The sequence below is a fragment of the Citricoccus sp. NR2 genome, from assembly GCF_027594385.1.
In the GTDB taxonomy this organism is placed as follows: Bacteria; Actinomycetota; Actinomycetes; order Actinomycetales; family Micrococcaceae; genus CmP2.
Genome location: NZ_CP115154.1, coordinates 315,790 through 339,386, shown reverse-complemented (window position 1 = coordinate 339,386; position 23,597 = coordinate 315,790). Strand labels below are relative to the sequence as shown.

General features: G+C 66.7%; 22 protein-coding genes. 9 read left to right on the top strand and 13 right to left on the bottom strand.

Going from position 1 to position 23,597, the window contains the following annotated elements; all coding sequences use genetic code 11:
* Window positions 1-4: 4 nt before the first annotated feature.
* Genes O1A05_RS01600 through O1A05_RS01580 form a run of 5 tightly spaced genes read right to left on the bottom strand, consistent with a single transcriptional unit; the run spans window position 5 to window position 6,243 of the window.
* On the bottom strand, window positions 5-895 hold the full coding sequence (locus O1A05_RS01600; protein WP_270106357.1) for an HpcH/HpaI aldolase/citrate lyase family protein: 891 nt from the start codon (window positions 893-895) through the stop codon (window positions 5-7).
* Window positions 892-1,401, bottom strand: a complete 510-nt coding sequence (locus O1A05_RS01595) for a MaoC family dehydratase (protein ID WP_270106356.1) — start codon at window positions 1,399-1,401, stop codon at window positions 892-894. The genes O1A05_RS01600 and O1A05_RS01595 overlap by 4 nt, the downstream gene beginning before the upstream one ends.
* The gene (locus O1A05_RS01590) at window positions 1,398-2,564 is read right to left on the bottom strand and encodes an acyl-CoA dehydrogenase family protein (protein WP_270106355.1); all 1,167 of its coding nucleotides are present in this window, start codon (window positions 2,562-2,564) and stop codon (window positions 1,398-1,400) included. The genes O1A05_RS01595 and O1A05_RS01590 overlap by 4 nt, the downstream gene beginning before the upstream one ends.
* Complete coding sequence (locus O1A05_RS01585; RefSeq protein WP_270106354.1) at window positions 2,561-4,630, bottom strand: acetyl/propionyl/methylcrotonyl-CoA carboxylase subunit alpha; 2,070 nt, start codon at window positions 4,628-4,630, stop codon at window positions 2,561-2,563. Before O1A05_RS01585 ends, O1A05_RS01590 begins: the two co-directional genes overlap by 4 nt.
* Before the next feature lie 5 nt (window positions 4,631-4,635).
* Window positions 4,636-6,243 (bottom strand): carboxyl transferase domain-containing protein, encoded by a 1,608-nt coding sequence (locus tag O1A05_RS01580; RefSeq protein WP_270106353.1) that lies wholly within the window; start codon window positions 6,241-6,243, stop codon window positions 4,636-4,638.
* 121 nt (window positions 6,244-6,364) lie between these two features.
* Between O1A05_RS01580 and O1A05_RS01575 the strand changes: the two genes are divergently transcribed.
* From O1A05_RS01575 to O1A05_RS01560, 4 genes are all read left to right on the top strand, one after another.
* On the top strand, window positions 6,365-6,988 hold the full coding sequence (locus tag O1A05_RS01575) for a TetR/AcrR family transcriptional regulator (RefSeq protein ID WP_270106352.1): 624 nt from the start codon (window positions 6,365-6,367) through the stop codon (window positions 6,986-6,988).
* A 61-nt stretch (window positions 6,989-7,049) separates the two neighbouring features.
* Window positions 7,050-8,210 carry an acyl-CoA dehydrogenase family protein gene (locus O1A05_RS01570; RefSeq protein ID WP_270106351.1) on the top strand — a complete coding sequence of 387 codons (1,161 nt, stop codon included), beginning with the start codon at window positions 7,050-7,052 and terminating at the stop codon, window positions 8,208-8,210.
* A 98-nt stretch (window positions 8,211-8,308) separates the two neighbouring features.
* Window positions 8,309-9,979 carry an AMP-binding protein gene (locus O1A05_RS01565; protein ID WP_270106350.1) on the top strand — a complete coding sequence of 557 codons (1,671 nt, stop codon included), beginning with the start codon at window positions 8,309-8,311 and terminating at the stop codon, window positions 9,977-9,979.
* A 10-nt stretch (window positions 9,980-9,989) separates the two neighbouring features.
* Entirely contained in the window at window positions 9,990-10,628 is a 639-nt protein-coding gene (locus O1A05_RS01560; RefSeq protein ID WP_270106349.1) for an acyl-CoA thioesterase domain-containing protein, read from the top strand.
* A 3-nt stretch (window positions 10,629-10,631) separates the two neighbouring features.
* On the opposite strand, the gene O1A05_RS01555 is transcribed toward O1A05_RS01560, so the two are convergent.
* From O1A05_RS01555 to paaA, 6 genes are read right to left on the bottom strand one after another with little or no spacing between them, the layout of a single operon-like run.
* Window positions 10,632-11,429: an enoyl-CoA hydratase/isomerase family protein gene (locus tag O1A05_RS01555; RefSeq protein WP_270106348.1), complete on the bottom strand. Its 798-nt coding sequence runs from the start codon at window positions 11,427-11,429 to the stop codon at window positions 10,632-10,634.
* Window positions 11,430-11,441: 12 nt separating this feature from the next.
* Complete coding sequence (paaE, locus tag O1A05_RS01550) at window positions 11,442-12,596, bottom strand: 1,2-phenylacetyl-CoA epoxidase subunit PaaE (protein WP_270106347.1); 1,155 nt, start codon at window positions 12,594-12,596, stop codon at window positions 11,442-11,444.
* Between the two features lie 10 nt (window positions 12,597-12,606).
* Window positions 12,607-13,125 carry a 1,2-phenylacetyl-CoA epoxidase subunit PaaD gene (gene paaD, locus O1A05_RS01545; protein WP_270106346.1) on the bottom strand — a complete coding sequence of 173 codons (519 nt, stop codon included), beginning with the start codon at window positions 13,123-13,125 and terminating at the stop codon, window positions 12,607-12,609.
* A 24-nt stretch (window positions 13,126-13,149) separates the two neighbouring features.
* On the bottom strand, window positions 13,150-13,983 hold the full coding sequence (paaC, locus tag O1A05_RS01540) for a 1,2-phenylacetyl-CoA epoxidase subunit PaaC (protein WP_270106345.1): 834 nt from the start codon (window positions 13,981-13,983) through the stop codon (window positions 13,150-13,152).
* Window positions 13,980-14,303 (bottom strand): 1,2-phenylacetyl-CoA epoxidase subunit PaaB, encoded by a 324-nt coding sequence (gene paaB, locus O1A05_RS01535; protein ID WP_270106344.1) that lies wholly within the window; start codon window positions 14,301-14,303, stop codon window positions 13,980-13,982. The genes paaC and paaB overlap by 4 nt, the downstream gene beginning before the upstream one ends.
* A gap of 2 nt (window positions 14,304-14,305) precedes the next feature.
* The gene (gene paaA, locus O1A05_RS01530) at window positions 14,306-15,328 is read right to left on the bottom strand and encodes a 1,2-phenylacetyl-CoA epoxidase subunit PaaA (protein WP_270106343.1); all 1,023 of its coding nucleotides are present in this window, start codon (window positions 15,326-15,328) and stop codon (window positions 14,306-14,308) included.
* A gap of 246 nt (window positions 15,329-15,574) precedes the next feature.
* On the opposite strand from paaA, the gene O1A05_RS01525 reads away from it, so the two are divergent.
* The 3 genes from O1A05_RS01525 to O1A05_RS01515 are packed head-to-tail and all read left to right on the top strand — an operon-like array spanning window position 15,575 to window position 18,050.
* Window positions 15,575-16,006 (top strand): hotdog fold thioesterase, encoded by a 432-nt coding sequence (locus tag O1A05_RS01525; protein ID WP_442867676.1) that lies wholly within the window; start codon window positions 15,575-15,577, stop codon window positions 16,004-16,006.
* 51 nt (window positions 16,007-16,057) lie between these two features.
* Window positions 16,058-17,422, top strand: coding sequence for a phenylacetate--CoA ligase family protein (locus O1A05_RS01520; RefSeq protein WP_270106341.1), 1,365 nt, complete (start codon window positions 16,058-16,060; stop codon window positions 17,420-17,422).
* A gap of 22 nt (window positions 17,423-17,444) precedes the next feature.
* Complete coding sequence (locus O1A05_RS01515) at window positions 17,445-18,050, top strand: TetR/AcrR family transcriptional regulator (RefSeq protein WP_270106340.1); 606 nt, start codon at window positions 17,445-17,447, stop codon at window positions 18,048-18,050.
* On the opposite strand, the gene O1A05_RS01510 is transcribed toward O1A05_RS01515, so the two are convergent.
* Both O1A05_RS01510 and paaZ read right to left on the bottom strand, forming a co-directional pair.
* Complete coding sequence (locus O1A05_RS01510) at window positions 18,047-19,930, bottom strand: HNH endonuclease signature motif containing protein (protein ID WP_270106339.1); 1,884 nt, start codon at window positions 19,928-19,930, stop codon at window positions 18,047-18,049. The genes O1A05_RS01515 and O1A05_RS01510 overlap by 4 nt on opposite strands.
* Before the next feature lie 432 nt (window positions 19,931-20,362).
* A complete protein-coding gene (gene paaZ, locus O1A05_RS01505; RefSeq protein ID WP_270106338.1) occupies window positions 20,363-22,462 on the bottom strand; it encodes a phenylacetic acid degradation bifunctional protein PaaZ in 2,100 nt (699 codons plus the stop codon).
* Between the two features lie 169 nt (window positions 22,463-22,631).
* Between paaZ and panD the strand changes: the two genes are divergently transcribed.
* Both panD and O1A05_RS01495 read left to right on the top strand, forming a co-directional pair.
* Window positions 22,632-23,099, top strand: coding sequence for an aspartate 1-decarboxylase (gene panD, locus O1A05_RS01500; protein WP_270106337.1), 468 nt, complete (start codon window positions 22,632-22,634; stop codon window positions 23,097-23,099).
* A 76-nt stretch (window positions 23,100-23,175) separates the two neighbouring features.
* Complete coding sequence (locus O1A05_RS01495; RefSeq protein ID WP_270107473.1) at window positions 23,176-23,535, top strand: PaaI family thioesterase; 360 nt, start codon at window positions 23,176-23,178, stop codon at window positions 23,533-23,535.
* The last annotated feature ends 62 nt before the right edge of the window (window positions 23,536-23,597 follow it).

The window sequence follows — 23,597 nt, the reverse complement described above, 5'->3', positions numbered from 1 at the left end:
GCGGTCATGAGGTCTCTCCTTCGGTACGTTCGGCGCGCTGGACGACGCGCTCGGCGTGGCGGATCAAAGGGGCGTCCACCATCGCGCCGCGGAACCGGAAGGACCCAGCGTGCTGGGGCACCTCGGCGAGCAGAGCAGTGGCGTGCTCGAGTTCGGCGTCGGTGGGGGTGTAGGCGGCGCGGATGGGGGCGACGTGGCTGGGGTGAATGCAGGCTTTGGCGGCGAAACCGCTGGCCGCGGCGTCCTCGGCTTCAGCGCTCAGCCCGTCCAGGTCGGTGAGATCGGCGTAGATGGAGTCGATGGCGGCTGTGCCGTGGGTGGCGGCGGCGAGCAGCACCAGGGACCGGGCGGTGCGGGCGACATCCCGGTAGGTGCCGGTGCTGTGGCGTGAGGAGCTGCCGCCGAGGGCCGCGACCAGATCCTCCGCCCCCCACATCAGGGCGGTGACCGAGGGATGGGCGGCAAGCTGGTCTGCGCGGGTGATCCCGGCAGGGGTCTCGCACAGGGCGATGACGCCGACGCGCGGGCCCAGCGCCTGGACGACCTTGTCGACGTCGTCGGCGGATTCAGCTTTGGCCAGCATCACGTGGCGCACCCCGGTGCCGGCGAGCACCTGCAGGTCGGCGTCGAGCTCAGCGCGCGTCGCATCCCCAGCCGGGTTGACTCGGACGATGGTGCGCTCGAGCAGCGCGGCGTCTTCGGGGAGGGTAGCCAGGTGGCGGACCAGGTGCCCGCGGGCGGCGGGCTTGTCGGCGGGGGCGACCGCGTCCTCCAGGTCCACAATGACCGCATCGGCGCGGTCGGCGGCCTTGGCATAGCGTTCGGGACGGTCGGCCGGGCAGAACAGGATGCTGGGGCCGAGGGTGAACGGTGCTGGAGTGGACGCGATAGTCATGAGGGGCTCCCGGAACGGTGGGCGGCTTCGGACTCCCAGATCAGCACGGAGCGGATGCACTCGGCCGCCAGCACGCCGTCCTGATTCTCCCCGGTGTGCCGGATACGCACGATCCCTTGGCCGGGCCGAGACGACGAGGCGCGGGTGCCGAGGATCTCGGAGGCCGAGTACAGGGTGTCGCCGTGGTAGAGCGGGTGCGGGAAGCGGACCTCCTCGAATCCGAGATTCGCCACGATGGTGCCCTGGGTCAGCTGCGCCACGGAGGCGCCGACGATGATGGCCAGGGTCATCATCGAGTTCACCAAGGGCTGGCCGAACGGTTGCGCTGCGGCCCAGTGCGCGTCCAGGTGCAACGACTGGGTGTTCATCGTCATGGTGGTGAACGAGACGTTGTCGGCTTCCGTCAGGGTGCGCCCGGGGGCGTGGCGGTAGAGGGCGCCGACCTGGAGCTCGTTGACGTAGAGCCCGCGCTGCTGGATGACCGGCTGTGCGGCGTCGTGATTCATGAGTCCAACCCCAGACTGCGGGCGATCAGCATCAGCTGCACCTCGGTGGTGCCCTCGCCGATCTCCAGGATCTTCGAGTCGCGGTAGTGGCGAGAGACGACGAATTCGTTCATGAAACCGTAGCCGCCGAACACCTGGGTGGCGTCGCGGGCGTTGTCCATGGCGGCTTCTCCTGCGACCAGCTTGGCGATGGCGGCTTCGGTTTTGAAGGGCAGCCCGGCGCGCATGCGGGCGGCGGCGTCGTAGTAAGCCAGCCGGGCGGTGTGGGCGCGGGCTTGCATGCGGGCGATCTTGAAGGACACCGCTTGGTAGGAGGCGATGGGGTTACCGAAGGTGTGGCGCTCGCGGGCATAGCGGACCGCCTCATCCACACATCCCTGCGCGGCCCCGGTGGCCAGGGCTGCGATGGCGATGCGACCCTCGTCGAGGATGCCCAGGAAATTCGCATAGCCGCGGCCGCGCACCCCGAGCAGGTTCTCCTCCGGGACACGCACGTCGTCGAAGGTCAGCGGGTGGGTGTCGGAGGCGTTCCAGCCCACCTTGTTGTAGGCGGGTTCGGCGGTGAATCCGGGGGTATCGGCCGGGACCAGGATGGTGGAGATCTCTTTTTTGACGCTGCCGTCGTCGCGCGTGGTCTCCCCGGTGACGGCGGTGACCGTGACCAGCGAGGTGATGTCGGTGCCTGAATTGGTGATGAACTCCTTGGTCCCGTTGATCACCCAGTGGCCGTCCTCGAGGCGGGCGGTGGTGCGGGTGCCCCCGGCATCGGAGCCGGCCTCGGATTCGGTGAGGCCGAACCCGGCGAGCTGCTCACCGGCGGCCAGGGCGGGCAACCAGCGCTGCTTCTGCTCCTCGGTGCCGTAGCGCAGCAGGGGCATCGCGCCGAGGGAGACGCCGGCTTCCAGGGTGATCGCCACGGACTGGTCGACCTTCGCCAGTTCCTCCAGTGCCAGACAGAGGGCGAAATAGTCCCCGCCCTGACCGCCGTACTCCTCCGGGACGGGCAGTCCGAACAGCCCCATCTCGCCCATTTGGGAGATCACCTCATAGGGGAAGCTGTGCTCGGCGTCATGCCGGGCCGAGACCGGGGCGACCACCTCCTGGGTGAATTCGCGCACCGCTTCTACGAGCGCCTGTTCTTCGTCGCTGAGCTGGTGGCTCATGATGCTGTCTCCTCGACATTCTCGGGATCTTCTGTGTGGTCTGGTTGGTCTGAGGCAGCGACGACGGCGAGGACCTGGCCGAGCTTGACCGTCTCGCCCACACGCACGTTCAGGGTGACGGTTCCGGGCAGCGGGGCGGTGAGCCGGTGCTCCATCTTCATCGCCTCGATGGTCACCAGCGCAGCCCCGGCCTCAACCTCGGCGCCGTGGTCAGCGTGAACCTCGATGACGGTGCCGGGCAGTGGCGCGGTGATTTCGGGGGCGGCTTCGGTGAGTTCGGCCTCGCGCTGACTCAGCCGGGCCAGAGTCTGGGCGTGCGGGTCGGCCACGGTGAGGGTGCCGGTGAAGCCCGGGGTGGACACCCACACGACGGCGCCCTCCGGGGCTCGGGAGGCGACGACTGTGCGCTGCCGGGCTGTGGTGACGGCTCCGGGAGCGATGTCACCGGGGCTGGTGGCCGGGTCAGAGAGGTGCGGCACCGCGATGGTGGTGAGCTCGCCCTCGGGTGCCCGATGGGTGACCAGGTAGTTGGTGGGCACAGATCCGGTGGCGCGCCAGCCGTCGGTGCGCCAGGCGGAGTTGTGGGATACGGCGTCGCCCGCCTGGTTCTCGGTGACTACCGCCTCCACCGCGAGGCGCGCGGTGTGCTCATCCGGGCGGGGGAACACCAGAGCCGGCAGCCGCCGCTCGATCAGGGTGGTGTCGAGTCGGCCGGCGCGGACATCGTCGTCGTCGAGCAACTGCTGCAGGTAGGAGATATTGGTCTCCACACCGAGCACCACGGTCTCCTCGAGGGCGCGCCGCAGCCGGGCCAGCGCCTGGCTGCGATCCTCCCCGGTGGCGATGATCTTGGCGAGCATCGGGTCGTAATCGGTGCCGATCACCGAGCCGACGCGCAGACCGGAATCCACGCGCACTCCGGCCCCGGAAGGTTCGTGCAGGGCGAGGATCTCCCCGGTGCTGGGTAGGAACCCCGCCTCGGGCACCTCCGCGTAGACCCGGGCCTCCACGGAATGCCCGCGCAACACGACGTCGTCCTGGGTGAGGCGCAGCGGCTGACCAGCGGCAATGCGCACCTGCTGTTCCACCAGGTCAACCCCGGTGACCTCCTCGGTGACCGGGTGCTCCACCTGCAGGCGGGTGTTCATCTCCATGAAGTAGAACGTGCCGGGGTCCTCATCGGAAATCAGGAACTCGACGGTACCGGCCCCGCGGTAGTCCACGGAGCGCGCGGTATTGCACGCTGCTTCACCGATGCGGCGGCGGGTGTCGGCGTCGAGCAGGGGCGACGGCGCCTCCTCGATCACCTTCTGGTGCCGGCGTTGCAGTGAACACTCGCGCTCACCGAGGTGGATCACCGCACCGTGGGCGTCGGCGAGCACCTGCACCTCAATGTGGCGCGGGGAGCGGATGAGCTGCTCGATCAGCAGGGAATCGTCCCCGAAGGCAGCGCGGGCCACCCGACGCGCGGTGAGCAGAGTGTCGGGCAGGTCCTCGGGGCGCTCGACCACGTGCATACCCTTGCCGCCACCACCGGCGGAGGGCTTGATGAGCAGCGGGTAGCGGATCTCGGTGCCGAAATTGCTGAGCGCCTCGATCAGTTCGGCGTCACTCAGCCCGGGCTCGGACACGCCGCGCACCACGGGAACACCGGCTTCAGCGACGTGGTTCTTGGAGCGGATCTTACTGCCCATCACCTCGAGCGCGTGTGCCTCCGGGCCGATGAACACCACCCCGGCCTCGGCGCAAGCGCGGGCGAACTCGGCGTTCTCGGAGAGGAACCCGTAGCCGGGGTGGATCGCCTGGGCACCAGTGACGCGGGCGGCGGAGAGCACCGCTTCGATGTTCAGGTAGGACTCGGCGGCCGGTGCCGGACCCAGCCGCACCGTTTCATCGGCGAGGCGCACATGGGCGGCGTCGGCGTCGGCGTCCGAGTACACGGCGACGGCGCGGATTCCCATCGCGTGCAGCGTGGCGATCACCCGGCAGGCGATCTCGCCGCGGTTGGCCACCAACACGGTGTCAAACATCGTGGTCGGGTGCGGGGTCGGAGTCTGAAGTGTCATGGGGGCTACATCCTGAACAGGCCGAAGCCGGGATCGGGCAGGGGTGCGTGGGCGCAGGCCTCGAGCGCCATCGCCACCACACGGCGGGTGTCGCACGGGTCGATGATTCCGTCGTCCCAGAGCCGTGCGGTGGAGTAATAAGGCTGACCCTGGTCCTCATAGTTCTGCCGGATGGGGTCTTTGAATCGGGCTTCGTCGTCGTCGCTCCAGGTCTCACCCGCAGCCTCGAGCTGGTCGCGCTTGACGGTGGCGAGCACCCCTGCCGCTTGTTCCCCGCCCATCACGGAAATCCGGGCGTTCGGCCACATAAACAAGAACCGGGGGGAATAGGCCCGCCCGCACATCGAATAGTTGCCGGCCCCGAACGAGCCGCCGATGATCACGGTGATTTTCGGGACCCGGGTGGTGGCGACGGCGGTGACCATTTTTGCCCCGTTTTTCGCGATGCCGCCGGATTCGTAATCCCGGCCCACCATGAACCCGGAGATGTTCTGCAGGAACAGCAACGGAATCTCGCGCTGGTCGCACAGCTCGATGAAGTGCGCGCCCTTCAGGGAGGACTCGGAGAACAGGATGCCATGATTGGCGACGATGCCCACCGGGTGCCCGTCGATGTGGGCGAACCCGGTGACCAAGGTGGTGCCGTAGTCGCGCTTGAACTCGTGGAAGGCGCCGTCGTCGACGATCCGGGCGATGACCTCGCGTACTTCGAAGGGCTGGTTCACATCGGTGGGGATGATGCCGTCGAGGTCCTCGACCGGCAGCCGCGGCGGGATCGGATCCTGACGCTGCCAGGCGCGGGGGCCGGGGGCAGGGAGGGTGGAGACGATGTCGCGAACGATCTGCAGGGCATGGTCGTCGTCCTCAGCCAGGTGGTCCGCCACCCCGGATTGGGCGGTATGTACGACGGCGCCGCCGAGCTCTTCGGCGGTGACCACTTCGCCGGTGGCCGCTTTCACCAGGGGCGGGCCGCCCAGGAAGATGGTCCCCTGGTTGCGCACGATCACTGTCTCGTCGCTCATGGCGGGCACGTACGCCCCGCCGGCGGTGCACGAGCCGAGGACGGCGGCGATCTGTGGGATGCCACGGGCCGAGAGCTGGGACTGGTGGTAGAAGATTCGGCCAAAGTGGTCGCGGTCCGGGAACACCTCGTCCTGCATGGGGAGGAACGCGCCGCCGGAATCCACCAGGTACAAACACGGCAACCGATTCTCGGCGGCCACTTCTTGGGCGCGCAGGTGCTTCTTGACGGTGAGCGGGAAGTAGGTACCGCCCTTCACGGTGGAGTCATTGCAGACGATCATCACCAGCCGGCCGTGCACCAGCCCGATCCCGGTGATCAGCCCGGCCGCCGGGGCGGCGCCGTCGTACATCTCCTCGGCGGCTAGCGGGGCCAGCTCCAGGAACGGGCTGCCCGGATCCAACAGCCGGTTCACACGCTCCCGGGGCAACAGCCGGCCGCGCTCCTGGTGACGCCGTCGTGCTCTCTCTGGTCCGCCGAGGGCGGCGCGTTCCAGCCGCTGCGTGAGTTCGGCGCGCAGTTGGCCGTTGTGCTCGCGGCGCTGGGCGAAGGTGTCGCTGTGCCGGTCGACGGTGCTGGGCAGCGTCTCCATGCGGCCTCCCGGGGAGTCTCGGTCTAAGGGTGGGGTATCCGGCGGTGCGCCGGTCGGGTACGATGAGGGAATTCAGTTAACGATGATTCACTGAAATCAAGGCTAGTGAGGGAGATCACATTTGTCCAGGCCGAGTGCACCCGCCACCCGTCGTCAGGCGGAGAAGAACCAGCGCCGCCAGGACCTGCTCGAGGCCGCCGGGGTGCTCTTCGGCGCGCGCGGATTCGACGCGGTGTCGCTCGACGACGTCGGCAGCGAGGTCGGTGTGACCGGCCAAGCTATTTATCGGCACTTCAAGGGCAAGCAGGATCTGCTCGGGCAGCTGCTGCTCGGGGTTAGCGAGCGGCTGCTCGCCGGGGCGCAGGACATCCGCGCCTCCGTGCCCGAGGTGGCGGCGCGGGCCCGGCTGCTGATCGAGTTTCAGGTCGAGTTCGCGCTCGGGAACCCCGAGGTGATCCGGGTGCAGGATCAGGACCTGGCTCGGCTGGCCGAGGCGGACCGGCGGTTGGTACGTCGCATGCAGCGCGAGTATCTGGATCATTGGTCGGCAGCGCTGGCTGCTCTCCATCCTGAAGATTCCCGCGATGAGCTGCACACCCGCGTGCACGGCGTCATCGGGCTGATCAATTCCACCAGTCACTCGCTGAAATCCCGGTATGGCCCCGGGGTGGATCCGCGACGTCGCGCCGACAGCCAGCGCGCCCTGATCAAGATGGCCCAGGCCGCGGTGTCCGCCCGGCTGTGACCCGGCCGCACCCGCGCCCGAACCCGCAGTGCACCCGAACCCGAACAGCGAAGGAGGCAGCATGTTTGCCGGATTCTACGAAGAACTGCACGAGGAGTTCCGCGAGCTCGCCCGGGAGTTTTCCGCCCGCGAGGTCGCCCCCCACTACGCCGACTGGGAGAAAGCGCACCGCATGGACCGATCCCTCTGGACCGCCGCCGGAGAGCAGGGGCTGCTGGGGTTGGCTGTGCCCGAGGAGTTCGGCGGCATGGGACTGAATGACTACCGGTTCCGCATGGTGCTCGACGAGGAGCTCTGCCGGGCCGGGCATGAATCGGTGGGCTTGGCCTTCCACCTGCATGACGACTGGGTGCTGCCCGCCCTGTTGCGCTACGGAAACGATGAACAGCAGGGCCGGTGGCTGCCGCGCATGGTGGACGGCTCGCTGGTGACCTCGGTGGCGTGGACCGAGCCCGGCTGCGGCTCCGACCTGCGCGGAGTACGCACGAAAGCCGTGCCCGACGGCGAGGACTGGGTGCTCGATGGGCAGAAAACGTTCATCGGCAACGGGATCACCGGCGATGCCGCCCTGGTGCTGGCCCGCACGGATGGCTCCAGTCCCACCGAGCGCGGCGGCGCACACTCATTCAGCCTGTTCTTCGTCGAAAAAACGGCAGGGTACGACGTCGGCTCCCCACTCGAAAAAATGGGTCTCACCGCCTCGGATACCGCAGAGCTGTTCTTCACCGGGGTGCGGGTTCCGGGCGCGAACCTTATCGGGGAGCTCGGGGCAGGGCTGCGCTACGTGCACGAGCTGCTACCGCAGGGCCGGCTTGCCGTCGCCACGTCTTCTGTGGTGCTGGCCGCCCAGACGCTGCGCGCCACCCGGGAGTACGTGAGTCAGCGGCAGGTGTCCGACCGGACGGTGGATGAGTTCCAGAACACCCGCTTCCGGCTGGCGGACATGCAGGTCTCTCTCGAGGTGACTCAGCACTATGTGGCTCAGGCGGTCACCCGGTTTAATGACGGCGAGCTGAGCCTGACGGACGCATCGAAGGCGAAAATGTGGGCGAGCGAGCGGGCGAAAGAGCTGATCGACCAGTGCCTGCAGCTGCACGGCGGGTACGGTTACATCCTCGAATACCCGGTGGCGAAGGCTTATCTGGCGGTGCGGTTGTTCACGATTTTCGGCGGTACTTCCGAAGTGCTGCGGGACACCATCGCCCGGGACCTTGTGAGCTAGGTCACGTTTTGCTAGGTTCGAGGCGGAATCGAGTTACAACTCAGTAACTGAACCGAGCGGCGGGAGTGCCCCCTGACCACACCCAGACCCACCTCACGATGTCCCACGATGTCGGACCTACCGAACCGGCCTTGATCGAGCAGACCATCGCCGAAAACCTCCGCGCCACCGTCCAGCGTTTCGGTGACCGGGATGCGCTCGTCGACGTCGCCGCCGGGCGTCGCTGGAGCTACACCGAGTTCCGCCGCGATGTCCGCCGCCTGGCCACCGGGCTACTGCGCGCCGGCGTGGAGATCGGGGAGAGAGTGGGCGTCTGGGCGCCGAACCGCTGGGAATGGACTCTCACCCAATACGCCACCGCCGAAATCGGCGCGATCATGGTCAACATCAATCCGGCATACCGGCAGCATGAGCTCGAATACGTGCTGCAACAGTCCGGGATCACCGTCGTCGTCGCCGCCGATGCCCAGCCCACGGCGGACTACCCCGGCATGCTGGCCCGCGCCGAGATGAACCTGGGCGCGCTGAAGCACACGATCATCATGGGGGAGGATTCCTGGCGCCAGGTCGCCGAAGTGGAGGCCGACGACGCCGGCCTCGACGCGACCGCCGCCCAACTGTCCCCGGACGACCCGATCAACATCCAGTACACCTCCGGCACCACCGGATTCCCCAAGGGCGCGACCCTCACGCACCGGAACATCCTGAACAACGGATTCCTCGTGGGCGAGATCTGCCGGTATACCGAGGAAGACCGGATCTGCATCCCGGTGCCGTTCTACCACTGCTTCGGCATGGTGATGGGCAACCTCGCGGCCACCTCCCACGGGGCGGCCATGATCATCCCCGGGCCTGTCTTCCACCCCGGTGCCGTGCTGGACGCCGTCGAGCAGCAGCGCTGCACCAGCCTGTACGGGGTCCCCACCATGTTCATCGCGGAGTTGGAGCTGGACGGCGAAAAAACCGTCGTCGACTATGACCTCTCCACCCTGCGCACCGGGATCATGGCCGGCTCGCCCTGCCCCGCCGAGGTGATGCGCCAGGTGATCGAGACCATGCACATGGCGGAAGTGACCATCTGCTACGGGATGACCGAAACCTCACCGGTGTCCATGCAAACCCGACCCGACGATGCCCTGGAGCTGCGGGTCGGCACGGTGGGCCGGGTGTCCCCGCACGCCGAGGTCAAGATCATCGACCCCGCCACCGGGGAGACCCAGCCGGTGGGCGAGACCGGGGAGCTGTGCACCCGCGGTTACCTGGTGATGGACGGTTACTGGGGCGAGCCGGAGAAGACCGCCGAGGCACTCGACGCCGAGGGGTGGATGCACACCGGTGATCTGGCCACCACGGATGCGGAAGGCTACGTGCGGGTGACCGGGCGCATCAAGGACATGGTGATCCGCGGCGGCGAGAACATCTACCCGCGCGAAATCGAGGAGTTTCTGTATACCCACCCCGACATCATTGATGCCCAGGCGATCGGTGTGCCCGATGAAAAATACGGTGAGGAGGTGATGGTGTGGGTGCGGCTGCGCGCAGGCGCCGAACCGCTGACCTCCCAGGCGCTGCACGCGTTCTGTGATGGCCAGCTGGCCCGGTACAAAATCCCGCGGTACGTGAAGATCGTGGACGAATTCCCGACGACGGTCACCGGCAAGGTGCGCAAGGTGCAGATGCGCGATGACGCCGCTGCCCTGCTGGCCAGCGGTGCGACCGGCGACGTCGACGACTACCGCCGGCCCCGGACATCGCCCCGAGAATCCTGAGGAGACCCCGATGAGCCCCTGCTATTTCGAGCGCATCGATGCGCACACCTTCCAGCCCACACCACACATCTCCGGTGCCTGGAACGTGACCGAGCAGCACATCGTCCCGGTGTTCGGCCTGCTCACCCACGCGCTGGAGACGGATCGAAACGGTCGGCGCGGCGCAGGCACGGGCGAGGAGCCGCTGCCGATCACCCGGATCTCCTTCGACATTCTCGGCACCCTGACAGTAGCCGACCCCATGGAGATCAGTTGCCGGGTGATCCTTCCCGGGCGCACCATCGAGCTGGTGGAGGCGCAGCTGTCCAGCCGGGGCCGCGTGCAGGTGATCGCCCGCGCCTGGTTCCTGGCCGGCTACGACACCGCCGCGCTGGCCGGCACCGCACTGGAGACGATCACACCCCTGGAGGAGGCCGACCCCTGGGACCCGTCCACCGTGTGGCCCGGGGACTTCATCGGCGGCATCGAGGTGCGCCGTCGTCATTTCGCGCTCGGGCGCGCGCACTATTGGGCGCGCACCCCGGTGGAGCTGGTGGCGGGCGAACCGGTGAGCGCCACCGGCCACGGGCTCACCCACAGTGTCCTCCACGACGTCGAGGGTCCGGTGGGTGCGGTGAGCCAGGCGCTCACCGTGCGGCCGCTGGGCTGAACGTCAGCGCAGCGGGCGGCCGGTGAACTCGGGTTTCCGCTTCTGCTGGAACGCGGCGAACCCCTCGGCATAGTCCTCGGTGCCGCACAGCTCGCCCTGCAGCCGGTTCTCGTGCTCCACCGACTCCCACAGTCCGATCCGCTGATCGCGCACCTGGGCCACCAGCTCGCGGGACGCGAGGAAAGCAGCGGTGGCGCCCCGGGCGACCTTTGCCACCGTGGCGCGGGTGAAGTCCAGCAGCTCGGCGTCATCCACCGCACGGGAGAACAATCCCGAACGCACCGCTTCCGCTCCCGACATCAGCTCGGCGGTGTAGATCAGATCCAGGGTGCGGTGCGCCCCGAGCCGCTCGGTGAACAGCGCGTGTCCGCCCGAATCCAGGGTGGCGCCGAGATTCGCGAACGGCGAGCCGATCTTCGCGCCCTCGCCCACGTAGACGACGTCGGTGGCGATCGCCAGCCCCAGTCCGACTCCCAGGCACGCCCCCTGCACGGCGGCGAAAGTGGGGGCCGGAAACTCCGCCATCTGGCGCAGCACGGGAGTCACCTTTTCGCTCAAGTACCCGTAGGCGTCGTCGGTGGCGGGGGTGACGTTCGAGATATCCCGGCCCGCGCAGAATCCGCGGCCCTCACCGCGCAGCAACAGGGCGCGCACCTGCCCGGCCTCTACCGCCCGGGCGGCGTCGGTGTAGGCCTGCGCGAGTTCCTGTAGCGCGGCCTCGTCCAGCGAATTCATCTTCTGCGGGGCGTTGAGCACGACCTCGGCGTATCCGGCGTCGTCGTGCAGTGTCAGCTCGATCATGATGATCTCCAGTCAGGCGTCGAAATCGACGACGAGGGTGTCCGAGGTGGGGCGGGTCTGGCAGGTCAGCACGTAGCCGTGGTCGACCTCGTCCTTTTCCAGCGCGTAGTTCTCCTCCATCTCGAAGTCTCCGGAGATCACCTTGGCGCGGCAGGTGCCGCACACCCCGCCCGCGCAGGCGAACGGGGTATCGGGGCGCACGCGCAGCGCGGCGTTCAGCACGGTCTCCCGGGCCGAGGCGGGTGATTCGATGCGGGAGGACTGACCGTCGAGGTTGAACTCGATCGTCACGTTCGCACCCTCGGGGTCGGCGACGACAGCCCGGCCCTGATGCCCGGCCGGGCGATCGGGCTTGCCGGTGGTGAACAGCTCAAACCGGATCTTCTCCGCAGGCACCCCGCGCGCGGCCAGGGTGTCGCGGCACATCTGCACCAGCTCGAAGGGACCGCACAAGAACCACTCGTCGGTGGAAGCCACCGGGATGATCTGATCCAGCAGTTCGTTGAGTTTCTCCTCGTCGATCCGCCCCGACATCAGCGGGGCAATGCGCTGCTCGCGCGAGAGCACATGGTGAATGGCCAACCGGGAGGGGTACTTGTCCTTCAGATCGCCCAGTTCCTCGGCGAACATCACATCCATGGCGGAGCGGTTGGCGTAGACCAAATCGAACGACGACGACGCAGAGGCCCCCAGCACCGCCTTCGCGATCGCCATGATCGGGGTGATTCCGGAGCCGGCCGCGAACGCCACCAGGTGGGTGTTCGGGTTCTTCGCGACTTCCGCCTCCGCCAGCTGTTCGGCGTCGTTCATCGAGGTGATCTGCATTTTCGAGGTGAACGCGCCCTGGGGATTCATCACCTCCAGGGTGTCTCCGGCGGCGAGCTCCTCGTTGGCCCAGGTAGAAAAGATCCCGCCCAGGTCCTTTTTAATAGCCACGCGGATTTCCCCGGGCACCGGATCCGTGCAGATCGAGTACGACCGGCGCACCTCCTGCCCGTCGAGGGTGGCCCGCAGCGCGACGTACTGGCCCGGCAGATAATCGTAGTCGTCCTGCAGTTCCTCCGGAATCGCAAAGGTGACCTCCACCGAATCGGCGGTCAGCTTGCGCACCTCGGACACCGTGAGCGAATTGAAGGAGGCGCGGCGTTTGGTGAGTGTCTCAGTCATGATGGTCCCCTCAGTGAACCTTGAAGTAGTCGAACGGCTCCAGGCAATCCCGGCAGCTGTAGAGCGCTTTGCAGGCGGTGGAGCCGAAACGGGTGAGCTCTCGGGTGTTGAGCGAATGACAGCGCGGGCACTTCACGCTCAGCCCCATGGGCACCGGTCCCTGGCGCACGGCCGAGGCGCCCGACGGTGGAGCGATCCCGTACTCTTCCAGTCGGCGTCGTCCCTCCTCGGTGATCCAGTCGGTGGTCCACGCCGGCTGCAGCACCAGCTCTACCCGGGCATTCTGATAACCGTCTGCACGCAGGGCATGACCCACATCCTCGGTAATCGTGCCCATAGCGGGGCAGCCGGAATAGGTGGGGGTGATGACGACGACGGCGGTCCCGTCGGCTTCCACTCGGGCGGCGCGCAGGATCCCGAGGTCGGCGATCGAGAGCACCGGAATTTCCGGATCCGGCACCCGGGCGGCAACGTCCCACACCCGGGCGGCGTTGACGTCGGCGGGTCGCAGCGTGGTGGCGGTGGTCATCGGTCGCTCTCCCCTCGGAATTCTTTACCAGGTGGCGCCGGGATGCTGGCGGGCCAGCACCTGCATTTCGGCCAGGATGTGGCCGCGGTGCTCGCTGAACTCCCCGGAACGGTCCCCGCCCCAGGCACCGGGCAGATCCGGGACCTCCAGCTCCGCCTCGGCCAGCAGCTCAGCAATGCGACGGTCGAAGTCCGCGCGCAGGCTGGACGGCAGCACCGCGATGCCCCGTTCGGCTAGGTCGCGGGTGAGGTCGTCGTCGTGAAACAGCTCATCCACGTAGGGCCACAGGTAGTACAGTCCCTTCTGCATGCGCTCGTGCGACTCTGGGGTGCCGATCCCGAGGCGCAGCACCCACTGGGCGGCGTGATCCTGGTGGTACTGCACCTCTTTGAGCGCCTTGTCTGCGATGGCCGACAGCGTGGCATCATTCGAGTCCACCAGACGCCGGAACAGCTCGTGCTGATAGTACGAGAAGATCAGCTGACGCGCGATGGTCTGCCCGAAATCGCCGTTCTCCTGCTCCACGAGGCGGCAGGAACGGAACTCCTCCTCGTCGCGGAAATATGCCAGGTCATCCTCGGTTTTGCCCCAGGCGGTGCCGGCATAGGTGAGCAAGAACCGGGCGTGGCCGAGCTGGTCGAGGGCGATGTTGGAGAGAGCGATGTCCTCCTCCAGTTCCGGGGCGCGGGCGATCCACCAGCCCAGGCGCTGAGCGAGCATCAGGGCGTCATCGCCGAGATACAGCGCGTAGGTGGCGACGTCGGGTTCCGCAGTGGCGCCGGAGGCGGCGATCTCCTCGGCGCTGATCGCCGAGCCAGCCGAAATCTTGGTGGCGGAGTCGTGGGATGCGAAGCTCATAGGTGCTTCACCCCTTCTGACTTGGTGTAATAGGTGGCGTGACGGTAGGCCTTGCCCTGCGCAGACTCGAAGTAGCCGCCCTTGGAATCCGGATCCGAGGAGGCGATGACCGCAGACGGAACCACCCACACGGAGGTGCCTTCGTTGCGGCGGGTGTAGAGATCGCGGGCGTTGCGCAGTGCCATGGTGGCGTCGGGGGCGTGCAGTGAGCCGGCATGCACATGGGAGAGTCCGCGCGAGGAACGCACGAATACCTCCCAGAGCGGCCATTCGGTGGTGGTGCCGGTGGTTCCCTCGGTGCTGGTGATGTCAGTGGTCATGATCAGGCTCCGATCAGCTGGCGGTCGGTGCGCTCTGTCTGCTCTGTCTGTTCGGCGGCGCGCTCGGCCATTTTCGCGGCATAGGCGACGGCCGCCTCTCGGACCCAGGCCCCCTCGGCATGAGCCTGACGACGGCGCTGCATGCGCTGCACGTTGCAGGGCCCAGCCCCGGAGAGCACCGTCTTGAACTCGTTCCAGTCCAGCGCGCCGTAATCGTAGTGGCCGCGCTCCTCGTTCCACTTCAGCTCAGGGTCGGGCAGGGTGAGTCCCAGGGCCTCGGCCTGCGGGACCATCATGTCGACGAAGCGCTGGCGTAGCTCGTCGTTGGAGAACCGCTTGATGTTCCACGCCATCGACTGCTGGGAGTGCGGGGAGTCGCCGTCCGGGGGGCCAAACATCTGCAGGGCAGGGCCGTAGAACCGGTTGACGGCGTCCTGGGCCATCTGCTTCTGCTCTGGGGTGCCGTGGGAGAGCTCATAAAGGATCTCCCAGCCCTGGCGCTGGTGGAACGATTCTTCCTTGCAGATCCGGACCATCGCGCGGCCGTACGGGCCGTAGGAGGCGCGGCACAGCGGCACCTGGTTGCAGATCGCGGCGCCGTCGACGAGCCACCCGATCGCACCCATATCCGCCCAGGTCCGGGCCGGGTAGTTGAAGATCGAGGAGTACTTGGCCCGGCCCTCCAGTAGCTGCTGGTTGAGCTCGTGGCGGGGGGTGCCCAGTGTTTCGGCGGCCGAGTAGAGGTAGAGCCCGTGACCGGCCTCGTCCTGCACCTTCGCCATCAGGATCGACTTGCGCTTCAGGCTCGGCGCCCGGGTGATCCAGTTGGCTTCGGGCTGCATGCCGATGATTTCGGAGTGGGCGTGCTGGGAGATCTGCCGGGTGAGGGTCTTGCGGTAGGCGGCGGGCATCCAGTCGCGGGGCTCGATGCGGGAGTCCTCGGCGATGATGCGATCGAAATGGTCCTGGCCGGCGCGCTCCTCCTCGGAGGCCGCGGGCTCGGCGAGACGGTCTGGTGCGGTCATGGTGCTCACCTCAATGATGACGACGGGCGATCGGATTTACCGACCGTTCGTTCAGGATATGCCGACGGGTGAGGTGCGTCAAGTTCGTCGTCGTTGTGAAAGTGACTTGACCCACAGGGTAAAGTACGATTACCTAATGATCGTTCGGTAATTCCATCCGTGACTCGCACCCGGAGGTGTCCTATGGCCGACGCGGCCCTGAACGCTGTGCACCCAGAACTGCCCGCTGGCATCGACCCCGATTCGGTGGTGCGGGGCTCCTTTGGCGCCCATGATCACCCCACCCTCGGTGTGGATGCCGCGGCCGAATGGCTGGGATACGAGGTGTCCGAGTACGCGGACGGCTACGCCCGGGCACACATGGTGCTTCGGGACGAGATGCTGAACGGATTCAAGATCGCCCACGGCGGAATGATCTTCGCCTTCGGTGACACCTGCTTCGCCTGGTCGTGCAACGACCCGCGGGGCGACGGCTCCACCATTACCGTCGCCTCCGGAGTGGACATCAACTTCATCTCCTCACCCGTGGCGGGCACCCGGCTCACCGCCGTCGGCGTCCGTCGTTCCAGCACGGGGCGCTCCGGGATCTACGACATCACGATCACCGACGACGAGGGGGGCCTCGTCGCCGAATTCCGGGGACGGTCCCGCACCATCCCGAACAAGCGCCGGGCCTGAAGTGATGCCTGCCCGCCGCGCACCTATCCACTCGCACTAAGGATTCTTGTCATGACGTCCGCACCCAGCCCCGCCGGCTGCTCCATTCCCCAACCTTTTGTTCCCGGGCCGCCCGCGGCTGACCGCTCGCAGCCGGACCCCGAGGAGCTGATGAGTCGCGATGAGATCGAGGCGCTGCAGTTTGAGCGACTGCGGTGGACCCTGCACTACGCCTACGAAAACGTGGACGCCTATCGCGAGTTGTTCGATGACCACGGTGTGCATCCCAGGGACTTCCAGCAGCTGGAGGACCTGCGGCTCTTCCCGTACACCGATAAGGAGTTTCTGCGGAAGGCGTACCCGTTCAAGTCGTTCGCCGTCGACATGGCGGACATTCGGCGCATCCATGCGTCGTCGGGTACCACCGGTCAGCCGACCGTCGTCGCGTATACCGAAAACGACCTGCAGGTGTGGGGCACTCTGGTGGCGCGCTGCTTCCGCAATTCCGGGATCAAGCCCGGCGACAAGGTGCATAACGCCTACGGGTATGGGCTGTTTACCGGTGGGTTGGGCGCGCATTATGGTGCGGAACGGCTCGGCTGTGCGGTGATTCCGATGTCGGGCGGGCAGACCGAGAAACAGGTGCAGATGATCCGCGACTTCGAGCCGCAGGCCATTCTCTGCACGCCGACCTACCTGTTGACGATTGCCGACGGTTTCAAAGCCATGGGGCTGGACCCGCGGAAGACCTCGTTGCGCACCGCGGTGTTGGGGGCCGAGCCGTGGACCGAGGAGATGCGGCGGGAAATCGAGCAGACTTTCAACATCGACGCCTGCGATATTTACGGTTTGTCCGAGGTGATGGGCCCCGGGGTGGCGGGGGAGAGCGTGGCCACGAAGGCGGGCTCGCATATTTGGGAAGACCATTTCCGCCCGGAGATCATCGATCCCTTCACCGACGAGGTGCTGGAAACCGGGCAACACGGTGAGCTGGTGTTTACCTCGCTGACCAAGGAGGCGCTGCCGATTATTCGGTACCGCACCCACGACCTGACTCGGTTGCTTCCCGGCAACGACCTGCCCGGACATCGGCGCATGGGGCGGATTACCGGGCGCTCCGACGACATGATCATCTTGCGTGGGGTGAATCTGTTCCCCTCCCAGATCGAAGAGCTGGCCCTGCAGGTTCCGACGCTGTCGCCGCACTTCATGCTGGAGATCACTCGGCCGAATCGGATGGACCAGATGACGGTGACGATCGAACGTCGCGACGACGCCAGTGTGGAGGACGCCACCGCGGGCGGGAAGAAGCTGCAGCAGGAGATCAAGACGAAGATCGGTTCCTCCTGCACCATTACCATCGCCGAACCGGGGACCCTGGCGCGGTCGTCCGGCAAGCTGCGCCGGGTCTATGACCTGCGCGACGGCGGGAAATGAGGCCGGGATATACGATAGGGCGATGACCACCACGACTGCTCCGCGGCGCGGCCGACCGGGCTACGACCGTTCGACCCTAGTCGCCGTCTGCGTGGCGACCTTCAACCGGCATGGCTACGATGCGACGTCGATGGGGATGCTCGCCGCCGAACTGGGTGTCTCAAAGTCCGCCATCTACCATCACGTTTCCTCGAAGGAGGAGATTCTGGAGATGGCGCTCGGTCAGGCCCTCGACGCGCTCGAGACGGTGCTGGCCGAGGCCGAGCAACTGGACGAATCGGGGGCGAAACGGTTGGAGAAGGCGCTGCGTTCGACGGTGCAGGTGCTGATCGAGCAGATGCCGCAGGTCACCCTGCTGCTGCGGTTGCGCGGAAATTCGCCGGTGGAGACTGCTGCGCTGCAGCGCCGTCGTGACATCACCTCTCGCTTCGGCCGGATCGTGGAATCTGGTCAGAAAGATGGTTCGCTGGTGACCTCGCAGCCACCGCGGCGCATCGCCCGGCTGGTGCTGGGCATGGTGAATTCGATTGTGGACTGGTACCGGCCCGGCGAATCGGCGGCCGAACCGGCTCAGCTTGAGGAATCGATCCTGCGCCTGGCCCTCGACGGCGTGTTGGCGGAACGCTAGAACGGCGGATCCGGATCCTGTTCGCGGGCCGGATTGCGCTGTCGCGTTGTGGAGCGGGGCGGTTGTGGGCGCGTGGCTGTGTCCAGGGCGCGATGCGATACCGGGTGCGGTACCCAGGAGGTATTGCGCCGGGACTCGACCGGCGGGGATGAGCCGGAGTTAGATGGTCCGAATCCCGGTGGTTTCTCGGCAAATTCGGGCCGCAGCTTCGCGGTGGGCGCGAACCACGGGATCCCGTCACGCATCTCGATGACCCACATGCCCAGGTGCACGCTGCGGTGATGATGGTTGCAGAGTAGGACTCCGTTGTCGACGGTGGTGGGCCCACCTTCGGACCATTCCTTCACGTGGTGGGCGTCGCACCAGCTCGCAGGGAACGTGCATCCGGGTGCGGCGCAGCCGCCGTCGCGGGCGGTGAGGGCTCGGCGCTGCTTGAGGCTGAAATGGCGCCGGGCGATGGCGACGTCGAGCACTTCACCTTGGGTTCCCAGTACCGCGGTAGTGATGTCAGCGGTGCAGACCATTCGCCGGAGCATGCCAGGGCCGGTGGGCCCGGTGTAGCCCGCGGAGATGAGCAGGTCGCGGGTGGAGCCGCCGTCGAGTAGCGCGGTGTTGAAAGTGTTGGGCAGCAGCCCGGAGCTGTGGGCGACTTTCAGTAGGGCGGTGAGTCCGGCGGTGACGATGATCTGCGGGCGTTGGCCACCCTGATCGGGCAGCCCGTTTTCGGTCACGCGCAGCCCTGCGGACAGCACAGCGAGCAGGCCGTCATGGGCGCGCTGAGTGGGCGTGCGTCCGTCACGAATACGGGCGGAATCCGCATCGTCGTCGTCGAAAACAACCAGAGTCGGATCGGCCTCTTCGGTGCGCTGGCGCGGATTGTTGGCCGCTCCGCGGATGCAGGAGAGCAGTTCATGGCCCTCGTCGTCAGTGCCGAGCGTCCAGAGCTTCAGCCCACCCTCCTCACCGGTGAAGTGTAAGCCACGGCGGGCGTGGATGTGCTCCTCGGAGGTGGCGGCGGCGTCAGGCGTAATGTCGGTGATGACGGCGGTGCGCCAGGCATAGAGGAAGCGCTGGAATTCGGTGTACGAGGTAGTGAGCGCCTTATCGGTCAGTTCAGCGTCGTGCTTCCGAAAGCGGGCTTCGAGCTCTTCTCGTGGGTAGCCGCATTCGCGGGCCCGCCGGTCGATGGCGTTGACCGCGTAGAGGAGCTGATGCAGGTGCGCTTGACTGATCCGCGAGGCATGGAATGCTGCGGTGAACTGGGGGAACAGCCTCGCCAACCTGCCCTGAGGGCTGTTCGGTTCTGGGGCGCCAGCGCCGTCATCGGGGTGAACTGTGGGGCGATGTGGCTGGAAATGCTGGGCCGTCTGCGCGCGACGTCGAGCCTCCCCGGGGGAGATATCGACGGTGTCTTGCAGCAGATGATCAGGACCGCGGTAGCCGTCGCGCCCCTCGGGAATGCCGAGCAGGCTGAACTTCTGCCCCGGAGTGCGGTAGGCATCGGCCATGGTGCCATCCAGGCGTGACTGCACCCCCTGAACGAGGGTGGTGAGGTGCTGTGCCGTCTTCATGAGCGCCGGCAGGGTGGCGCGCGGATCGCCCACGGCCAGGGGCTCTTGCACCTCGGGCAGCAGCTTCTCATTCAGTTCAAACTGGGTGAACTCGCGCTCGAGATCGGGGTTCGTGAGGCGTTCGGCGACGGCGACGAGCCCCTTCTGAATGGCCTCCAGTGCGGATCCGAGATTCAGGTCTCCCAGCGTGCGGGCGAACATGTCGCCGAAGCTGAGTTCGACGAGCGCAGTCAGCGGGTGCGGTGTGTTCTCGGGGTCGGTGCCCGGAGTAGAGGGCGCCGGCGAAGCCTGGTTGATCGTCGTCGTCACCGCGTACACCTCCCTGCGCCGTCGCCGCTCGAATGGTTCGATGATGAAACGCTACACCATCGAATCCAAATAGTACAGGCGTTTTATCCACAGATTTCATGAAGGTTCGGGCGTGTCGTCCACAGGGGGTGGTCAGCGGGGCAGGTAAGGGTCCAGATCGGCGTAATATAGAGGGTTATTGATCTACTGATGGAGTCGCGCGGTGTCAGTGAGCGGCGCGAGACTGCGGGTGCAGTAAGGAGGACGTGGTTGTGGTGGGACCCTGAAATGTGCGCGGATCTATCGAACGCTCGTTGCCGGTGGGGCGTTGAGCGAGTCGCCCGGTCTGCACTTGGCGCGCGACGCGGAAGGAGAGTTGGGACTGGATGGCGCGCACTGAGGTGCACGGTGCAGGTGCCCCAAATAGCTGAAGCGTGAAGTGTCGCCATGGGCTCAATCTGCCGCAGACGGCCATGTTTTGGCTACCAACGTGAGTACGTCATAGGTCGCCACGATCTCGTCGTTCTGGTTGTGTAGCACGGCATCCCACCGGACTTCGCCGTATTCATCGGTAACGCGCGGAGTGATTTGCTTGGCGGTCAGGGTGACGCGGACGGCGTCGTCGTAGGTCACGGGGGTGATGAACCGGAGGTTCTCCAGTCCGTAGTTGGCGAGCACCGGGCCGGGTGCCGGCTCCACGAACAATCCGGCAGCCCAGGAAACGAGGAGGTAGCCGTGGGCCACGCGGCGTGGGAAGAACGGGTTCGCAGTCGCCGCCTCCTCATCGGTGTGTGCGTAGAAAGTGTCGCCTGTTTTCTCGGCGAACTCGAGGATGTCCTCCAGCTTCACGGTGCGCAACTCGGAGGCGAACTGGTCGCCGATGCGCAGAGACTCCAGGGACTTGCGGAACGGGTGAACGCCGGTGCCAGACTCGACGTCGTCGCGGGTCACCGTGTTCGCGGAAGCACCCGCATGCCACACCCCGGTGATGGCGGTGAGCATATCGGGGGAGCCCTGTAGGGCCGTGCGCTGCATGTAGTGCTTGACGGCGCGGACGCCACCGAGCTCTTCGCCGCCGCCGGCGCGGCCCGGTCCGCCGTGCACCAGGTGCGGCATGGGGGAGCCGTGGCCCGTGGAGGTCTTGGCGGTCTGGCGGTTGAGCACGTGCACGCGGCCGTGATGGGCAGCGATGCCGGTGGCGATGGCGCGCACGGTGTCGGCGTCGTTGGAGCAGACGGTGGCGACCAGTGAGCCGGAGCCCAGCGCGGCCAGGCGGACGGCGTCGTCCGCAGTGCCGGTGTAGCCGATGACTGAGGTCACCGGTCCGAAGGCTTCCACGGAGTGCACTTCAGCGGTGTTGGCGTCGTCGAACGTCAGGATGGTGGGCGGGAAGAATGCTGCGTCGGTGTCGGATTCCACCGGGCCGGCTCCGCCCAGGCGGATCCGACCGCCTGCGACGACCAGGCGCTGGACAGCCGCGGCGACGTCGCGCTGCTGATCCACCGAGGCCAACGCGCCCATGGTGGTGCCCTCGGCGCGCGGATCCCCGACGACGATCTTCGATTCCAGTTGCTCGGTCAGCGCGGACACGACGGGCTCGATGAGGTTATGCGGCACAATCACCCGTCTAATGGCGGTGCATTTCTGCCCGGCCTTCGCCGTCATCTCCACGAACACGGACTTGATGAACGCAGTGAATTCGGGGGTGCCCTCGGCGGCGTCGGCGCCCAAAATAGTAGCGTTGAGCGAGTCGGTCTCCGCGGTGAAGCGCACCCCGCCCTCAATGACGTTGCGGTGGGTACGTAGCGACTGGGCGGTGGCGGCCGAGCCGGTGAACGCCACGTGGTCGCGATAGTCCAGGTGGTCCAGCAGGTCCCGCGCCGAGCCGGAAATCAGCTGCAGTGAGCCCTCGGGCAGAATCCCGGAATCGAGCATGAGCCGCACACAGGCTTCGGCCACGTAGCCGGTGGGGGTGGCGGGTTTGACGAGGGAGGGCATGCCGGCCAGGAAAGACGGCGCGAACTTCTCCAGCATGCCCCAGACGGGGAAGTTGAACGCGTTGATCTGCACGGCCACCCCGGGCATGCGGGTGTGTACGTGGGTGCCGATGAACGAACCGTCGGACGAGAGTGGTTCGGTGGCGCCATCGAGAATGACATTCGCGTTGGGCAGTTCGCGCCGACCCTTGGAGGAGAAGGTGAAGAGGGTGCCGATGCCGCCGTCGACGTCGATGTAGTGATCGCGCTGGGTGGAGCCGGTGCGGAAGGAGATCTCGTAGAGCTCCTGCTTGTGCTCGGTCAGGTACAGCGCGAGTTCCTTGAGTTTCAGTGCGCGCTCGTGCAGGGTGAGCTCGCCGAGGGTGCGTTGGCCCACGGAGCGGCCGTGCTCGATAGCCTCGGCCAGATCGATCCCGTCCGTGGAGACCCGGATGATCAGCTCGCCGGTGGAGGCGTCGCGGACCTCGGTGCTGCGCTGGGGATTCTCCGGCGTCCACCAGGAGCCAGCGAGGTACGAGGGCAGGATCGAGGTGGTGGTTGACGGCGTGGCGGTCATGGGTCCCCTCCGGACGATGCAACGTTTCTGAACGTTTCTGAACGATCGGTCGGTAATGTACTCACCATAACCCACGTCACACTGACCGCGCCAACGCTGTGAGCGATACCCGCGCACCGTTCACCCGGGGCGGCTAGAATGGACCCGCTGTCTACGAGAGGGATGCCTCATGCTGCGCACCATGTTCCACGCGAAGATCCACCGCGCCACGGTGACAGAAGCGAACCTGCACTACGTCGGGTCCGTCACGGTGGACCAGGATCTGCTCGACGCCGCAGGGATCCTGCCGGGCGAGCTCGTGTCGATTGTGGACATCACCAATGGCGCCCGCCTGGAGACCTACACCATCGCCGGTGATCGCGGTTCGGGCGTGGTCGGTATCAATGGTGCTGCCGCGCATCTGATCCACCCAGGTGACCTCGTCATCCTGATCGCCTACGCGCAGATGGAGGACGCCGAGGCCCGCAGTTTCGTGCCCTCGGTGGTGCACGTGGACGCCGAGAACCGCATCGTCGAGACCGGGGGAGACCCGGCGGAGGGCATTCTCGACGGCGTGCACCGGCCTCCGCATTCCCGCGCGCTGGCCGACGCCCAGGCAGACCTTGTGAGCGCGACGACGGCGGGTGTCCGTGGCTGATCTGCAGCCCGAAGCGCCCCGCGAAGCAGACCAGCACTCGCTGTGGACCATCACCCTCGGCGAGCTCGACGAGAAGATGGGCGTGGAAGTCGTCGAACAGTCCGCGCAGCGCGTCGTCGCCACCATGCCGGTGGAGGGCAACCGTCAGTCCCTCGGTCTGTTGCACGGCGGGGCCATGGTCGCCATCGCCGAGGCGGTCGGTTCCTGGGCTGCCGTCATCCACGCCTCCTCGATGGGCAAGGTCGCCGTCGGCGTCGATATCAACGCCACCCACCACCGGTCCGCGCGCGCCGGGCTGGTCACCGCTACCGCCACGGCTCTTCATTTGGGACGCAGCCTCACCACCCACGAAGTCATCGTGGAGCACGAAAACGGTGACCGGCTCTGCACCGCCCGTATCACGAACTTCGTGAAGGATCGCCCCGGCGCCCGCTGAACCTCACGTTCTGATCCGCGCTGACTGCGCTGACGACACAGGGCAGCGCCCCCGCACGGTAG

What these genes read in the sequence shown, in the direction of transcription:
- paaZ (WP_270106338.1), bottom strand. Translation starts at nt 22,462, where the DNA reads ATGACCGCCACGCCGTCAACCACCACCTCGATCCTGCCCTCGTACCTC.
- panD (WP_270106337.1), top strand. Translation starts at nt 22,632, where the DNA reads ATGCTGCGCACCATGTTCCACGCGAAGATCCACCGCGCCACGGTGACA.
- O1A05_RS01495 (WP_270107473.1), top strand. Translation starts at nt 23,176, where the DNA reads ATGGGCGTGGAAGTCGTCGAACAGTCCGCGCAGCGCGTCGTCGCCACC.
- paaB (WP_270106344.1), bottom strand. Translation starts at nt 14,303, where the DNA reads ATGACCACTGACATCACCAGCACCGAGGGAACCACCGGCACCACCACC.
- paaD (WP_270106346.1), bottom strand. Translation starts at nt 13,125, where the DNA reads ATGACCACCGCCACCACGCTGCGACCCGCCGACGTCAACGCCGCCCGG.
- O1A05_RS01580 (WP_270106353.1), bottom strand. Translation starts at nt 6,243, where the DNA reads ATGGAGACGCTGCCCAGCACCGTCGACCGGCACAGCGACACCTTCGCC.
- paaA (WP_270106343.1), bottom strand. Translation starts at nt 15,328, where the DNA reads ATGACCGCACCAGACCGTCTCGCCGAGCCCGCGGCCTCCGAGGAGGAG.
- O1A05_RS01520 (WP_270106341.1), top strand. Translation starts at nt 16,058, where the DNA reads ATGACGTCCGCACCCAGCCCCGCCGGCTGCTCCATTCCCCAACCTTTT.
- O1A05_RS01565 (WP_270106350.1), top strand. Translation starts at nt 8,309, where the DNA reads ATGTCCCACGATGTCGGACCTACCGAACCGGCCTTGATCGAGCAGACC.
- O1A05_RS01555 (WP_270106348.1), bottom strand. Translation starts at nt 11,429, where the DNA reads ATGATCGAGCTGACACTGCACGACGACGCCGGATACGCCGAGGTCGTG.
- paaC (WP_270106345.1), bottom strand. Translation starts at nt 13,983, where the DNA reads ATGAGCTTCGCATCCCACGACTCCGCCACCAAGATTTCGGCTGGCTCG.
- O1A05_RS01600 (WP_270106357.1), bottom strand. Translation starts at nt 895, where the DNA reads ATGACTATCGCGTCCACTCCAGCACCGTTCACCCTCGGCCCCAGCATC.
- O1A05_RS01570 (WP_270106351.1), top strand. Translation starts at nt 7,050, where the DNA reads ATGTTTGCCGGATTCTACGAAGAACTGCACGAGGAGTTCCGCGAGCTC.
- O1A05_RS01590 (WP_270106355.1), bottom strand. Translation starts at nt 2,564, where the DNA reads ATGAGCCACCAGCTCAGCGACGAAGAACAGGCGCTCGTAGAAGCGGTG.
- O1A05_RS01515 (WP_270106340.1), top strand. Translation starts at nt 17,445, where the DNA reads ATGACCACCACGACTGCTCCGCGGCGCGGCCGACCGGGCTACGACCGT.
- O1A05_RS01560 (WP_270106349.1), top strand. Translation starts at nt 9,990, where the DNA reads ATGAGCCCCTGCTATTTCGAGCGCATCGATGCGCACACCTTCCAGCCC.
- paaE (WP_270106347.1), bottom strand. Translation starts at nt 12,596, where the DNA reads ATGACTGAGACACTCACCAAACGCCGCGCCTCCTTCAATTCGCTCACG.
- O1A05_RS01595 (WP_270106356.1), bottom strand. Translation starts at nt 1,401, where the DNA reads ATGAATCACGACGCCGCACAGCCGGTCATCCAGCAGCGCGGGCTCTAC.
- O1A05_RS01585 (WP_270106354.1), bottom strand. Translation starts at nt 4,630, where the DNA reads ATGACACTTCAGACTCCGACCCCGCACCCGACCACGATGTTTGACACC.